This is a genomic window from Campylobacter concisus (assembly GCF_902460415.1).
Lineage (GTDB): Bacteria > Campylobacterota > Campylobacteria > Campylobacterales > Campylobacteraceae > Campylobacter_A > Campylobacter_A concisus_Y.
In genome coordinates this window covers 30207-44349 of the sequence record NZ_CABPTY010000002.1, presented here as the reverse complement: position 1 = coordinate 44349, position 14143 = coordinate 30207, and the positions used below count along the sequence as shown (strand labels likewise).

At 39.7% G+C, this 14143-nt stretch carries 16 protein-coding genes; 8 read left to right on the top strand and 8 right to left on the bottom strand.

What is annotated here, in order from left to right; translation table 11 throughout:
* Positions 1 to 10: 10 nt before the first annotated feature.
* From FZ940_RS04430 to FZ940_RS04415, 4 genes are read right to left on the bottom strand one after another with little or no spacing between them, the layout of a single operon-like run.
* Positions 11 to 883: a carbon-nitrogen hydrolase gene (locus FZ940_RS04430; protein ID WP_148821624.1), complete on the bottom strand. Its 873-nt coding sequence runs from the start codon at positions 881 to 883 to the stop codon at positions 11 to 13.
* Position 884: 1 nt separating this feature from the next.
* On the bottom strand, positions 885 to 1811 hold the full coding sequence (locus FZ940_RS04425) for a cation diffusion facilitator family transporter (protein WP_148821622.1): 927 nt from the start codon (positions 1809 to 1811) through the stop codon (positions 885 to 887).
* Positions 1812 to 1813: 2 nt separating this feature from the next.
* Positions 1814 to 2782, bottom strand: coding sequence for an agmatine deiminase family protein (locus tag FZ940_RS04420; RefSeq protein ID WP_148821621.1), 969 nt, complete (start codon positions 2780 to 2782; stop codon positions 1814 to 1816).
* Positions 2779 to 3024 carry a CBU_0592 family membrane protein gene (locus FZ940_RS04415; protein WP_021089339.1) on the bottom strand — a complete coding sequence of 82 codons (246 nt, stop codon included), beginning with the start codon at positions 3022 to 3024 and terminating at the stop codon, positions 2779 to 2781. Before FZ940_RS04415 ends, FZ940_RS04420 begins: the two co-directional genes overlap by 4 nt.
* Before the next feature lie 110 nt (positions 3025 to 3134).
* On the opposite strand from FZ940_RS04415, the gene FZ940_RS04410 reads away from it, so the two are divergent.
* The 4 genes from FZ940_RS04410 (at position 3135) to FZ940_RS04395 (ending at position 6136) form a co-directional block, all read left to right on the top strand.
* Positions 3135 to 3788 carry an amino acid ABC transporter permease gene (locus FZ940_RS04410; RefSeq protein WP_103619006.1) on the top strand — a complete coding sequence of 218 codons (654 nt, stop codon included), beginning with the start codon at positions 3135 to 3137 and terminating at the stop codon, positions 3786 to 3788.
* Positions 3775 to 4443 (top strand): amino acid ABC transporter permease, encoded by a 669-nt coding sequence (locus FZ940_RS04405; RefSeq protein ID WP_103593871.1) that lies wholly within the window; start codon positions 3775 to 3777, stop codon positions 4441 to 4443. The genes FZ940_RS04410 and FZ940_RS04405 overlap by 14 nt, the downstream gene beginning before the upstream one ends.
* Before the next feature lies 1 nt (position 4444).
* Positions 4445 to 5182 carry an amino acid ABC transporter ATP-binding protein gene (locus FZ940_RS04400; RefSeq protein WP_107793858.1) on the top strand — a complete coding sequence of 246 codons (738 nt, stop codon included), beginning with the start codon at positions 4445 to 4447 and terminating at the stop codon, positions 5180 to 5182.
* Between the two features lie 93 nt (positions 5183 to 5275).
* A complete protein-coding gene (locus FZ940_RS04395; RefSeq protein ID WP_021091264.1) occupies positions 5276 to 6136 on the top strand; it encodes a cysteine ABC transporter substrate-binding protein in 861 nt (286 codons plus the stop codon).
* Between the two features lie 384 nt (positions 6137 to 6520).
* On the opposite strand, the gene FZ940_RS04390 is transcribed toward FZ940_RS04395, so the two are convergent.
* From FZ940_RS04390 to groES, 4 genes are all read right to left on the bottom strand, one after another.
* The gene (locus FZ940_RS04390; protein ID WP_148821619.1) at positions 6521 to 7888 is read right to left on the bottom strand and encodes a phosphomannomutase/phosphoglucomutase; all 1368 of its coding nucleotides are present in this window, start codon (positions 7886 to 7888) and stop codon (positions 6521 to 6523) included.
* A gap of 133 nt (positions 7889 to 8021) precedes the next feature.
* A complete protein-coding gene (gene groL, locus FZ940_RS04385; protein WP_002940160.1) occupies positions 8022 to 9656 on the bottom strand; it encodes a chaperonin GroEL in 1635 nt (544 codons plus the stop codon).
* A gap of 22 nt (positions 9657 to 9678) precedes the next feature.
* A complete protein-coding gene (locus tag FZ940_RS04380) occupies positions 9679 to 9987 on the bottom strand; it encodes a monooxygenase (RefSeq protein ID WP_148821617.1) in 309 nt (102 codons plus the stop codon).
* An 8-nt stretch (positions 9988 to 9995) separates the two neighbouring features.
* The gene (gene groES / locus FZ940_RS04375; RefSeq protein ID WP_148821616.1) at positions 9996 to 10256 is read right to left on the bottom strand and encodes a co-chaperone GroES; all 261 of its coding nucleotides are present in this window, start codon (positions 10254 to 10256) and stop codon (positions 9996 to 9998) included.
* 168 nt (positions 10257 to 10424) lie between these two features.
* Here groES and FZ940_RS04370 point away from each other — a divergent pair, with 168 nt between their 5' ends.
* From FZ940_RS04370 to FZ940_RS09525, 4 genes are all read left to right on the top strand, one after another.
* Positions 10425 to 12965, top strand: a complete 2541-nt coding sequence (locus FZ940_RS04370; protein WP_148821614.1) for a translocation/assembly module TamB domain-containing protein — start codon at positions 10425 to 10427, stop codon at positions 12963 to 12965.
* Positions 12966 to 13352, top strand: coding sequence for a hypothetical protein (locus FZ940_RS09585; RefSeq protein ID WP_262367620.1), 387 nt, complete (start codon positions 12966 to 12968; stop codon positions 13350 to 13352).
* Positions 13240 to 13512, top strand: coding sequence for an MFS transporter (locus FZ940_RS09435; RefSeq protein ID WP_262367613.1), 273 nt, complete (start codon positions 13240 to 13242; stop codon positions 13510 to 13512). Before FZ940_RS09585 ends, FZ940_RS09435 begins: the two co-directional genes overlap by 113 nt.
* A 238-nt stretch (positions 13513 to 13750) precedes the next feature.
* Positions 13751 to 14143 (top strand): hypothetical protein (locus FZ940_RS09525; RefSeq protein WP_222861998.1); only part of this gene is annotated, 393 nt, incomplete at its 3' end.

The window sequence follows — 14143 nt, the reverse complement described above, 5'->3', positions numbered from 1 at the left end:
AGCTCTAAATTTAGTCGATAAACCTCTTTGTGATATTTGCGTAGGCATCTATCCTGCGATCTCTTAAAAATGGCCAAATTCTGCGCACTTCTTCGCTTCTTTTCATATCTATTTCAACGATCTTGCAAAGCTCATCTGTGCTATTTGCACGGAAAAGCTGCTCGCCTTGTGGCCCAAAAACAAAACTATTTCCCCAAAATTTTATCCCATCCATCACGCCGCTATCATCTTTTTCAAAGCCCACACGATTTACCGCAACAACCGGCAGGCCATTTGCCACGCTGTGACCTCTTTGAACTGCCACCCATGCTTCAAGCTGTCTTGATTTTTCATCGTCACTATCGCCCTCAAACCAGCCAATAGCCGTTGGGTAGATGAGAATTTTCGCCCCTTTTAGTGCCATCAGCCTTGCTGCCTCTGGGTACCACTGATCCCAGCAGACCAAAACGCCAAGCTTGCCAAGGCTTGTTTCAATTGGCTCAAAGCCAATGTCGCCAGGCGTGAAGTAAAATTTCTCGTAAAATCCAGGGTCATCAGGAATATGCATTTTTCGGTATTTGCCAGCCACGCTGCCGTCACGCTCAAAGACAAAGGCGGTGTTGTGATAAAGTCCGTCAGCCCTCTTTTCAAAAAGCGAAGTGACCAAAACCACGCCATTTTCTTTTGCCACCCTGCCCCAAAAAGCGACGTCCTCTTGCCAGTCGTTTGCATGATCAAAGAAATTTGTATCCTCGCTTTGGCAAAAGTACTGCGTCTGGTGCAGCTCTTGGCAGACGACTAGATCGGCGCTGCCTTTTTTTGCCTCGGCGATTAGCTCAAGTGTCTTTGCGATAGTCGCCTCTTTTGTCCCTTTAAATTCTTGTTGAAGTAGTGCTACTTTCATCTCATCTCCCTTCTTTGTCGTTGTATGGGTCTAAATGCGTGGTTATCTGCCACGAAAATTCCTTAAATTTCTCTCTTATCTCAGCTTCAAGCGAGTCGGCCACCTCGTGCGCGTCGTAAAGCGAGATATCTTTGTCAAAAACTAAATGCAGCGTTAAAAATATGGTATTTGCGCTCTGTCTTGTGTTTAGATAGTGAAAATCAGAAATTCTTTCTTTTGCCTTTATCATCTTGATAATCTCAGCTGTGACCTCAGGGCTTGCTGCGTGATCTAGCAAGACACCAAGAGCGTCTTTGCCAAGGCTTATCGCACTTTGAGCGATGTAGCCGCTTATCACGATACCAAAGATCGCATCTATCATCACAAATCCGCTAAATTTAATGATAAGAAGAGAAATAATGACAGCAAGGTTGCTAAAAAGGTCGATCTTGTAGTGCAGTGCGTCTGCTTTTATGATAAGATTGCCACTTTTTTTAGAAATTTGGTTTAAAAATAGCACCAAACATAGCGTAACCACGACTGAAAACACCATCACACCAAGGCTCAAGCCAAGGTCTATCTCTAAATTTGGCTCGCTAAATTTCTTAATGCTCTCATAAAATATATATCCAGCAGCCACAACGATGATGACGCACTCAAATAGCGCTGCTAACGCCTCTAGCTTTGTATAGCCAAAGTTAAATCTCTCATCGGCTTGCTTTCTTGACTTTCTAAGCGCAAATAAATTTAAAAGCGAGACTATAAAATCAAGCATCGAGTCAATCGCCGAGCCAAGCACAGCGACCGAGCCGCTAAAAAGCCCAGCTGTAAATTTCACAAGTGCGAGCAAAAAGGCGCAAGCTCCAGCTGCGATAACTGCCTTATTTTCGCCCTGCGTACACTCCTGCTTATTTATGCGATTAAACTCATAATCAAACGGACTTGACAAGACTAAGACCTTTTGTATCTATTTTGGCTTGAGCAGTGAAGCGAGCCATTTTGACGGACAAAAACTAGCGAATTTACACCGATGATCTTTCTATCTGGCAGCGCCTTGGTTAGTAAATTTAGCACCTTTTCATCGTTTTCGTCGTTATATGTTGGCACGATCAAAGCGCCATTTATAAATATAAAGTTTGCATAGGTACAGCCAAGCCTTTTGCCCTCATAAAATTTAGGTTTTGGTAGCGGCAGAGCAAGCAGCTTAAAGCCAGTTTTTTTAAGCTCGTCCTCCATCTTTTTAAGCTCATCAAAGTGCTCATCACTCTCATCTTCGCAGCTCGCATAAGCGATAGTATCAGGTGTGATAAAGCGTGCTAAAGTGTCGATGTGACTATCTGTGTCATCGCCTTTTATAAAGCCATTTTCAAGCCAGATGATACGCTTTAGGCCAAATAAATTTTTAAGCTTCTCCTCGATCCGCTCTTTGCTAAGAGAGGAATTTCTATTTTCATTTAGCAGGCATTTTGAAGTGGTTAAAAGCACGCCATCTCCGTTAAACTCAACACTTCCGCCCTCTAGTATCATATCGACTGGCTCAAGCTTGGTTTTGTAAATTTTAGCTAGTTCTAAATTTATCGCATCATCTTTCGAGCTCTTAAATTTACCGCCCCAAGCGTTAAATTTAAAGTCGTAGCTCTTTACGCCATCTTCAGCACAAACGTCGATCATACCGTAGTCTCTGATCCAAGTATCGTCAGTATCAAGCTTAACAAACTCAATATTTTTAAATTTCTTAAATCTATCAAAATTTGCCTCATCAGGGCAGATTAGTACCACCTTTTCAAAGGGCGTAATAGCAGCCACTAGCTCCTCATAGCTCGCCAAAATCTCCTCTAAATAAGGCTCCCAGTCGCTCTTACTATGTGGTAGCGATAAAAACAAAAGCTCCTGCTCTTCCCACTCTGCATACGCTCTCACGCTCTCTCCTTATAAATTTTGTAAATTCCATAAATCGTAATGATTATCCAAAAGACCTCTATCAAAAATGAACCGAGGTTAAAGTGCACAAAAAGCGAGATGATAAGTAGCACCGCACCTGCTAAATTTATTATCTGATAGGCTAGATCGCGGCTATTTAGGCGGCCGATCTGAAGTAAAAAGTAGCCCATCACGATGCAAATCATCCCTAAAAAGCCGATGATCTGAAAAAGGTCGATCAAATTTTATCCTTTTTGCAAGCTTAAATTTAAAGCAAGATCATATCTAATTAGTTTTAAATTTATGATTATAAGATAAAATAACTCCATTTTTCAGATTGGATTAAAGTTTTATGGATTTTGAGTTTATTGAGAAATTTTATCCGCTTTATGTTAAGGCCGGAGTGCTTACCTGTGAGATCGCCTTTTTAGGGATCATTTTTTCTATTTTGATCGGTATTTTTTGTATGGCTGTAAAATTTTACAAGCTAAAATTTCTATCAAAAGTGATTGACTGCTACGTCGAACTCTCAAGAAATACGCCACTTCTTATACAGCTTTTCTTTTTATATTATGGCTTGCCAAAGCTTGGTGTATCGATGAGCGGCTTTGCCTGTGCGGTCGCGGGACTTAGCTTTCTTGGCGGTAGTTACATGAGTGAGAGCTTTAGACTTGGTTTTGAGGCGGTTAGAAAGTCGCAGATAGAAGCAGGTCTTAGCATCGCACTTAGCAAAAATCAGCTCTTAAGATATGTTATCTTGCCTCAAGCATTTAGTGTAGCAGTGCCAAGCATTAGTGCAAATATTATCTTTTTACTAAAAGAAACAAGCATCGTTAGTATTGTAGCTCTTGCTGATCTAGTTTACGTCGCAAAGGATCTCATCGGGCTTTATTACAAAACAGACGAAGCGCTTTTTATGCTAGTAATTAGCTATCTCATCATCATCTTGCCAGTCTCGCTAGTGCTTAGCTATATCGAAAAAAGGGTGAGAAATGCAAGGAGTTAGTATTTTATTTGACACGCAAAATTTACTAAGGCTCTTTGAAGGTCTAGTCGTTAGCACAGAAATTTCATTTATCTCTATTTTTATCTCTATAATCGGCGGTTTAGTGCTTGGCGTGCTTATGAGCATGAAAAATAAATTTATCTATTTTATTTTAAAAATTTGCCTAGAAATCGTTCGTATAATGCCTCAGATCGTTTGGCTATTTTTATTTTATTTTGGTGTCAGCAAGGCGTTTGATATTCATATTTCAGCATTTACAGCCTCACTCATCGTCTTTAGCTTGTGGGGAATTTTTGAAATGATGGACATCGTGCGTGGTGCAATAACATCAATACCAAAACATCAATTTGAATCAGCCGCCTCACTTGGACTTAGTAAATTTCAAATTTACTCTCACGTCATCATCCCACTAGCCACGAGAAGGCTAGTGCCTGGAGCTGTAAATTTACTAAGCCGTATGATAAAAACGACCTCTATCGTCGTGCTAATTGGCGTTGTAGAGGTAGTCAAGGTCGGTCAGCAGATCATCGAGCGAAATGTATTTACAAATCCTATGGCGCCATTTTGGATATACACGCTCATATTCTTTTTATATTTTGTGATCTGCTATCCAGTCTCAAAACTATCAAAAAAACTAGAAGAAAAATGGAGCTAAAATGAGCGAAAACATATTAGAACTTAAAAAAATAAACAAATTTTATGGAGAGCTTCACGCCTTAAAAGATATAAATTTAGAGGTTAAAAGCGGTGAAGTGGTCGTGCTTCTTGGACCATCGGGCTGTGGCAAAAGCACAACTCTTAGATGTATAAACGGACTTGAGAGTATCGCAAGCGGCGAGATAATAATCGATGGCGAAGCGATAGATGCTAAATTTAATGATTGGCAAAGGATCCGCCAAAAAGTCGGCATGGTCTTTCAAAGCTACGAGCTGTTTGATCACATGAACGTCATTGACAACGTCCTTCTTGGGCCTTTAAAGGTACAAAAAAGAGATAGGGCCGAGGCTGAAAAAACGGCTGATATGTGGTTAAGCAAGGTTGGACTTCTTGATAAGAAATTTGCCTACCCAAAGGAGTTAAGCGGCGGTCAAAAGCAGCGCATAGCAATAGTAAGAAGCCTTTGTTTAAACCCTGAGATTATGCTATTTGACGAGGTTACGGCTGCACTTGATCCAGAGATCGTTAGAGAGGTGCTTGACGTGATACTAAATTTAGCCAAAGATGGAATGACGATGCTAATAGTTACCCACGAGATGAGCTTTGCAAGGGCGGTTGCAAACAAGATCGTATTTATGGATGCTGGAGCGATCGTGGAGATCAGCGAGCCAGAGGAATTTTTTACCAATCCAAAGAGTGACCGCGCGAAGAAATTTCTAAATTTATTCTCGTTTTAGAAAAAATAAGAGATAATTTGCCGTTTTTTCAAAATGCGTTTAGAGCGAAAATTTAACGCTCTTATTTATTTAAATTTTTTATAAGGAGAAAGAGTGAGAAAATTTAAATTTTTCTTATTAGCATTAATCGCTACCGTCTTTCTAACGGGTTGTGGTAATGACAAAGGTGCCGACACGGCAAAAGCTGCTTCAAACGAAGCTGATGCGATCGCAAAGATCAAAGAGCGCGGATATGTAAGAATTGGCGTTTTCAGCGACAAACCACCATTTGGCTATGTCGATAAAGACGGCAAAAACCAAGGCTATGATATTTACTTTGCAAAACGTATCGCAAAAGACCTACTAGGCGATGAAAGCAAGGTAAAATTTGAGCTAGTCGAGGCTGCTGGTAGAGTTGAAGTTTTAGTAGCTGATAAAGTAGATATCACGCTTGCAAATTTTACAAAAACACCTGAGCGCGCACAAGTTGTTGATTTTGCGCTTCCATACATGAAGGTTTCGCTTGGCATCGTAAGCCCTGAAGGTGCAGTGATAAAGAGCATCGATGAGCTAAAAGACAAAACCCTAATCGTAAATAAGGGCACAACCGCAGACGCGTTTTTTACAAAAAATTATCCTGATATCAAGCTTGCAAAATATGACCAAAATACTGAAACATTCGCAGCTTTGGTTGATAAAAGAGGTGCTGCACTAGCGCATGATAACGCCCTACTTTTTGCCTGGGCAAAAGAGACCCCTGGCTTTGTTGTAGGCGTTGAAGCACTTGGTGATGTGGATGTGATAGCACCAGCTGTTAAAAAAGGTAACAAAGTTTTACTTGACTGGCTAAACAATGAGATCATTGAGCTTGGAAAAGAAAATTTCTTCCACAAAGACTATGATGCTACGCTAAAACCGATCTACGGCGACAGCGTCAATCCAGAATCACTTGTCGTTGAAGGCGGCAAACTCTAAAATTTAATGGCGTAAATTTTTACGCCATCTCTCTTTTTTTTTAAATTTGACAAATACGTTTGTAAAAATTTTTGCCAGTAGATTACACTGCATAAAATCCATAAAGGGCGGATATCTTAACATACCTGAGTAGCAAGCTAGTAGACGAGCTCCTTGCAATAATGAGCTATAGATAGACTACTTGCGGATTTAAATTACATTATCCACATGAAGGTTCAAAAAGCTAAGATGCATGTTTTTGATAAATTTAAATTACAGATAGTATGTATGCAGAGGAAAAACCGCGAAAGCCATACAAGAAAGACAAATCTCAGTTTTTGAATATTTAAATAAAAATTTAAAAAGTATTTTGGAGTAAATTTAGCCCAAAATGCTCATTGCAAGCTACATTAAACTCTTTAATAAATTTGTCACTTTTTGTTCGATCTCTTCTAGAAATTCCTTGCTCTTTGCCTCAAATCTAGTGACGATAACTGGCGTTGTATTTGATGCACGTACCAGCGCCCAGCCATTTTCAAACTGAATTCTTATACCATCAATGTCGATGATATTTTTTATCTTTGGCAGGTCGCAACTCTCATTTTTCACACAATCTTTTAGCTTGGCAACTATCTTAAATTTAGCCTCATCAGTCGTCTTTACCTTGATCTCATCGGTGCTAAAGACAAGTGGCATCTTATCAAGCTCGCCATCAAGGTCAAAGCCCTTGTGAACTAGCTCAAGCACCCTCATCATCGCGTAAAGCGCATCGTCAAAGCCAAAATAGCGCTCTTTAAAGAAGATATGGCCACTCACTTCAGCCGCAAGATCGACATTTAGCTCTTTCATCATTTTTTTGATGTTGCTGTGTCCTGTTTTTCCCATAAAAACTTCACCAATCTTTGCGATCTCATCATACATATTTTGCGAGCATTTAACCTCACCAAGCACCTTTGGATGTTTCATATTTAGAGCATAAAGATATGCTAGTTCATCGCCTTTTATATCTCTTTTTGGCGTTATCACGGCGATCCTGTCGCCATCTCCGTCAAAGCCAAATCCAAGGTCAAATTCTTTCTTTTCGATAAGAGAAAATAGCTCTTTTAAATTCTCTTTTTCACTTGGATCTGGGTGGTGATTTGGGAAATTTCCGTCTGGATCTTCATATAAAATTTTTGCATTTAGTCCAAGTGCCTTGACGATAGGCACCAAACTCACGCCAACAGCGCCATTTGCACAGTCGATGATAAAAGGCTTTTTGAAATTTTTAAGCTCGCTAAATTCTTTTACAAAAAACTCAACGTATTTTTCTAAGATATTAAATTTCTCACAGCTCTCATTGTCTGCTATTTGCTCACCAGAGGCGATTATCTCGTTCACCTTATCTTTTAAAATTTGCAAATCTTTGCCAAAGAAACTATCTTTTTTGATAGTGATCTTAAAGCCGTTATAATCTTTTGGATTGTGAGAGCCCGTGATCATGATGTTTGCGTCAAAATAATCAGCATAAACGCTAAAGTAGCCAACGGGAGTTGGAAGTAAGCCGATGTTATAAATTTTAAAGCCGCTAGCCTTGTTTAGACCACTTAGCAGATACCTAAAAAGCGTGCTAGCACTTAGCCTTGCATCAAAACCAACACTTAAAGTTTTCACGCCAAATTCGTTAAATTTCTTACCCAAAGCAAGCCCTATAGCCTTGACGCTATCTTCTGTCAAGTCCTTTTCAAAAATACCGCGGATGTCATATTCTCTAAAAATTTCATCATATTTCATTGTAAATTCTCCATAAAAGAAAGCAAAATGATACAAGAATAAATTTAAAAAGGAGTAAATAATTTTATAAATTTAGTGAGGTTAAAGTTTAAATATAAATTCGAGCTAGAAGGCTCTAGCTCGAAAAGGGCTGCTACATCATGCCGCCCATGCCACCCATTCCGCCCATGTCAGGCATTGCAGGCATTGCTTTTTCTTCTTTTATCTCGCTGATAGTTGCTTCAGTTGTTAGTAGCAAGCTAGCCACGCTAACAGCGTTTTGTAGAGCAACTCTCTCAACTTTTACTGGATCGATGATGCCAGCTTCAAACATATTTACATATTCGCCAGTTGCAGCGTTAAAGCCAAAATTTGCATCTTTGCTTGTCTCAACTGCGTTCGCCACTACACCTGCGTCAAAGCCAGCGTTCTCAGCGATTTGGCGAAGTGGAGCACGAAGCGCTCTTCTAACGATCTCAGCGCCGATTGCCTCATCACCTTGTAAATTTAGATTTACACTCTTTGAAGCAAGGATAAGAGCTGAACCGCCACCTACTACGATACCCTCTTCAACAGCTGCACGAGTAGCGCTTAGAGCGTCATCTACACGGTCTTTTTTCTCTTTCATCTCAGTTTCAGTCGCAGCACCTACTTTGATAACTGCCACGCCACCGCTTAGTTTTGCAAGACGCTCTTGAAGTTTTTCTTTGTCATAGTCACTTGTTGTCTCAGCGATTTGCGCTTTGATCTGAGTTATTCTAGCGTCGATCGCTGACTTCTCGCCCGCACCATTTACGATAGTTGTGTTATCTTTGTCAATAACTACGCTTGAAGCTTGTCCAAGGTCGTTTATAGTAGCGCTCTCAAGTGTTCTGCCTAACTCTTCGCTGATAACTTCACCACCTGTTAAGATAGCGATATCTTCAAGCATAGCTTTTCTTCTGTCGCCAAAGCCAGGAGCTTTAACAGCTGAGATATTTAGCACGCCACGAAGTTTATTAACAACAAGTGTTGCAAGGGCCTCACCCTCGATATCTTCAGCGATGATTAGAAGTGGTTTGCCACTCTTTTGTACTTGCTCAAGCACAGGGAGTAGATCTTTTAAATTTGTGATCTTCTTGTCAAATAGCAATATAAATGGATTGCTTAGCTCAACTTGCATCTTTTCAGGGTTTGTGATGAAGTATGGGCTTAGATATCCGCGGTCAAACTGCATACCCTCAACAACGCTTAGCTCGTCTTGGATAGACTTTGCCTCTTCTACTGTTATTACGCCATCTTTGCCGACTTTCTCCATCGCATCTGCGATAAGCTTGCCGATGCTCTCGTCTGAGTTTGCAGAGATAGTAGCGATCTGCGCGATCTCTTTTGAGCCAGAAACTTTTTTAGAGATGTTTTTTAGTGCATCTATAAGAGCTGCTACTTCTTTATCCATGCCGCGTTTTACTTCGATAGGATTTGCGCCAGCAGTTACGTTTCTAAGACCCTCTTTAAATATCGCGTGAGCTAGCACAGTCGCTGTTGTAGTGCCGTCACCTGCTTGGTCGTTTGTCTTGCTTGCTACTTCTCTAACTAGGCTTGCACCCATGTTTTCGATAGTATCTTTTAGCTCAACCTCTTTAGCCACGCTAACGCCGTCTTTTGTGATGTTTGGAGCGCCAAAGCTCTTTTGGATAAGGACATTTCTACCTCTTGGTCCCATTGTCACTTTCACAGCGTCATTTAGTTTTTTTACGCCCTCGTATAGGCGGTTTCTTGCATCATCAGAGTAAAAAATTTCTTTTGCCATTGTATTTCCTTTCGGTTTTAATTTATTTTAAAAAATCAGCCTTATTTATCATCGACAAAGGCATATTAATATCAAAAATTTTGCTGCGAATATTTGAATAGCCGTTTTTAGCTAGCCTTTCGCTGTGCATTTTCAGATATTTTTCCGCATTCTCCTTATTGTCAAAAAGATAAATTCCGCCTGCTTCTTTTGTTTGTTTGTTCTCAGTCCAAATTTTCCATATCATACCAGGTTCTTGGTTGATGCTTTTAGCCAAATCCTCAAAAGCTTTTGACATCTCGTCTCCAAAAAGACCTTCTTGCGGAAAATCAACATACATAATCGTAGCCATCTGCAGCCTTATTTGATCACGCCTAAAACGTCATCGATATTTAAAACAAGATATGTTTTATCATCTAAATTTATCTCAGTGCCACCGTATTTTGCAAATACAACTTTATCACCAACTTTTACACCCTCTACTTCAGCACTGACTACTTTTACCTCACCGCTTAAAGGTTTTTCTTTTGCGTTATCAGGTATAATAATGCCCGAAGCTGTGGTCTTTGTCTCCTCTACGCGTTCGACTAGAACACGCTTGCCTAATGGTTGAAAGTTCATTGTTCATCCTTTTGGTTTAATTGTCTTTTTTAGCACTCTTTATTTTTGAGTGATGAAATCCTAGCACTTTTTTCTAAAAAAGTCAATAATTTATAGTTAAATTTTATTAAAACTTTAGTCACTTGCACTAAAGTTTTATGATATATAAAACTAATATAAAGGAAATTTATGAAAAAAATAGCCTATTTGGTAGTGGCTTTGGCGCTGATAATCCTTTGCATTTTTGGCTTTATCTTTAGCTCTTTTGGTAATAAATTTATAGCCAACAAAATAGAAAAAGAGGCACTTGCTCGCGGTATCGATGTGAAATTTAAAGATTTTAATCTTAGGCTTAGTACGCTAAATTTAGAAGCGACCGTGATGAATGCCATAAATTTAAGGGCAAATGGCGATCTCTCATTATTTGCTCAAAGTATGAATTTAAATATAGATATAAATGCCGACAAGGCAAAGGCTAGCGAGCTTGGGTTAAAAAGAGATGTAGCACTTAAAGCAAACGTGGCTGGTAAATTTAGTGACTTCAAACTAGTGGCAACTGGCACAGCGCTTGGCTCAAACATAAATTTAAATGCAAATTTAAAAGACTATCTGCCAAAAGCTCTAAATCTTGACGCTAAAAATATCGAACTCTCTGAGATATCAGCTCTTGCTCAAAAGCCAAATTTAGCTAGTGGTAAGCTTGATCTAACGAGCAATATGCAAGGGGTTGATGAGAAAAATGAGCCGATCATTAACGCTCAGATTTTAGCAAGTGATGCAGCGATAAACAAAGAAATTCTTAAAAACGAATTTGGGATAAATTTAGCAAAAGATATAAACTTTAAAGGCGGTGTAAATACTAAATTTGCAAATGAAAAAGTGACCGCAAAAACCCTTATCATTGCGCCTGAAGCCACTTTAAAAGCAAATGAGACGACTTATGATCTAAGTAGCAAAAATTTAAAGAGCGACTTTTCTCTAAATGTGCCTGATCTTGCTCTTTTTGGCAAGCTTTTGGGGCAACAGCTAAGTGGCGCCGTGGATGCAAACGGCGAAATTACAATGCAAGAAAACACCCTTAAAAACCTAAAGGCTGACATAAACGGCCTTGGTGGCAAGATAAATGCAAATTTTGATAGTAAAAACTTAGCCCTAAATGCGGCCAGCATAAAGCTAAAAGAGCTTCTAGCGCTTGCCTTGCAGCCTAGCTACGCAGACGGAGAGATAAATTTAAATGCAAATTTTAGCGGCTTTGACGAGCTAAAAAAGCTTGCGGGCGAGGCTAAATTTGAGATAAAAAACGGCCTTATAAATAATGGTCTTGCAAAGCTTAAAAATGCGGCAAAATTTGAGCTAAAAGGTGGCGCTACCGCGAAAAATGAGCTTGTAAATTTTGACGCAAATGTGCTTAGCGACCTTGGTGAGTTAAAGGATGTAAAGGGCGTTTTTGACCTAAAAAATAGCCAAATTTTTAGCAAATTTGTCCTGCTCATTAGCGACCCTGAGAAATTTAAAGCGGTTAGCGGCTTTGAGGTGAGCTCAAAGATGGTGCTTGCGGGCGATGTGAAGCTCAAGGCTAGCAAGATAGATGAGCTAAATTTAGGCGGTGATGCCTTTGCTGGCAAGCTAAACGCCACAATAAAAAATGAAAATCTTGATCTTAGCCTAAAAGAGGCGCAGCTAGGAGAGATCTTGGCGCTCAGCGGCAATGACAGACTGGCAAACGCTAAGGCAAATGTCCAAGCAAAGGGGCAAAATATCTTTAGTAAAAGCCCAAGCATCGCCACAACGATCGCTTTAAATGATGGTAAATTTAACGCCGTAGCACTTAGCAAAATGCTTGATAAAAAATTCCCTGAAAATGAGAAATTTAGCTCAAATTTGAGCCTAGACTATAAAGGCGACATGGCAAAATTTAGTGGTGACTTTCTTAGCTCATTAGCTGATATAAAGGGCATAGATGGCAGTTTTGACGTGGGCAAAAATACGCTAAACTTAAAGCTTCAAGCGGTAGTTTCGGAGCTAAATAAGCTTGCATTTTTAGCTGGTCGCGAGCTTCACGGTAAATTTGCAGCCCACGTAACGGCAAACGGCAAAGTGGATGATCTAAGCGTAAAAGCCACTTCAGATGATCTATTTAGGGGCAAGCTAGAGGCAACCTACAAAGGTGGCGCGCTTGATGCGGTGCTAAAAAACTTTGAGGTTAAAGGGCTAACGCAGACTTTGGGGCTGGATCATCTATATGACGGCAATGGCGATGCTAAATTTGACTACGAAACGAAGCAAAAGCTCGGCAAATTTGACATCTTGCTAAAAGAGGGTCACCTAGCCAGCACAAATCTCACAAACAACATAAAAATATTCACTGGCAAGGACATCACAAAAGAAATTTACAAAGACGGTAAAATTTACGGCGATATAAAGGGCGACAACGTCATCTTTAACGTAAATTTAAGCTCGCCAAAGAGCGACATAAAGGTTGCAAACGGCACTTACAATACCGCGACAAAAATGCTTAACGCGCCGCTTGTTTGCAGGCTAGAAAAGACCGATCTAAACGTGCAAATCTCAGGCATGACAGACAACCTAGAATACGACGTCAGATCGCAATATCTTGAAAATAAGGTCAAAAAAGAGATAGGTAGATTTTTAGATAAAAAGCTTGGCAAAGATAGCGACTCTAACAACGACAAACAAAATTTAAAGGGGTTTTTAAAGGGGCTATTTTAGATGAAAAAGGCGGAAAATTTAAAGTATCTAATGGGGCTTGGGCACTTTTGTAGCGACATAAACCAAAGTGCCCTTGGCGCGATGCTGCCATTTTTCATCGCGAGCTACCACTACGACTACGCTACAGCCACCTCGCTCGTGACCGCCACGAATTTAGCAAACTCGCTCATCCAACCGCTCATCGGTCACCTAAGCGACAAAAAAGAGTTGCCATACGTCATCCCGCTTGGGCTACTGCTTGCTGGCGGGGGGGGGCATGAGCCTCACTGGCTTTGTGACAAACTACTACATCATCCTAGTTTGCGTGATGATAAGCGGTATCGGCGCCGCGCTCTTTCACCCAAGTGCTGCAAGGATCGTAAACTACGCCTCAAACACCAAAAATAGAGCCAAAAGCATAAGTATATTTTCATTTGGTGGCAATGTGGGCTTTGCGGTTGGACCCATTTTAGTCGCCGTTTTTGTGGGAAATTTTGGCCTAAAAGGGACGCTGGTCTTTATAATCAAATCAAATCGGCCTAGCCTCCGGCGTAATGCTTGGCCTTAGTATAACGATGGTTGCATATTCGCAACGGTCATCGGCAAGATCGCTGACATCTTTAGCCTTATACACTCATTTTACTTTGTCGCAGCAGTATCGCTTATATGCGCGGTTTCTAGCTACTTTTTAAGGTCAGTCACGAGATAAATAAATACCAAATTAAAATAAATTAACCTGATTTAAAATATTTGAATATTTTTAAACTAATTATAATAAAATAACTAATTTAATTTAAGGAGTAAATTTGGAACCATTACAACAAGAAAAAAAATATATGCTAAAAAGTGCCAGAGAGTTGGGGCTTATATCTTGTATCGTGGTGATATTTAAGTATCTAGTTTTCGTTTCGGGACTTTACAAAACCCTTGATCGTGATTTCAGTCTTATCTTCAAAGCATGCTGCGACTCTATCAGTTGGCTACTTTTATTTTTTGCCATTTCATTGATATGCTCTGTTTATAATTCCTCAAAACTAAGAACATATTTTAAAATTTTTACTATTTTCATTTTGATATATGTCATTTTAACTTTTTTGACTTTTAAAATTGCCATGTATCTGGGAGAAAGAAATTTTAACTATGATAATTTTATCTTTACGATATTGAATTATTTTTATAGCAACGAAGAGATTATGTAT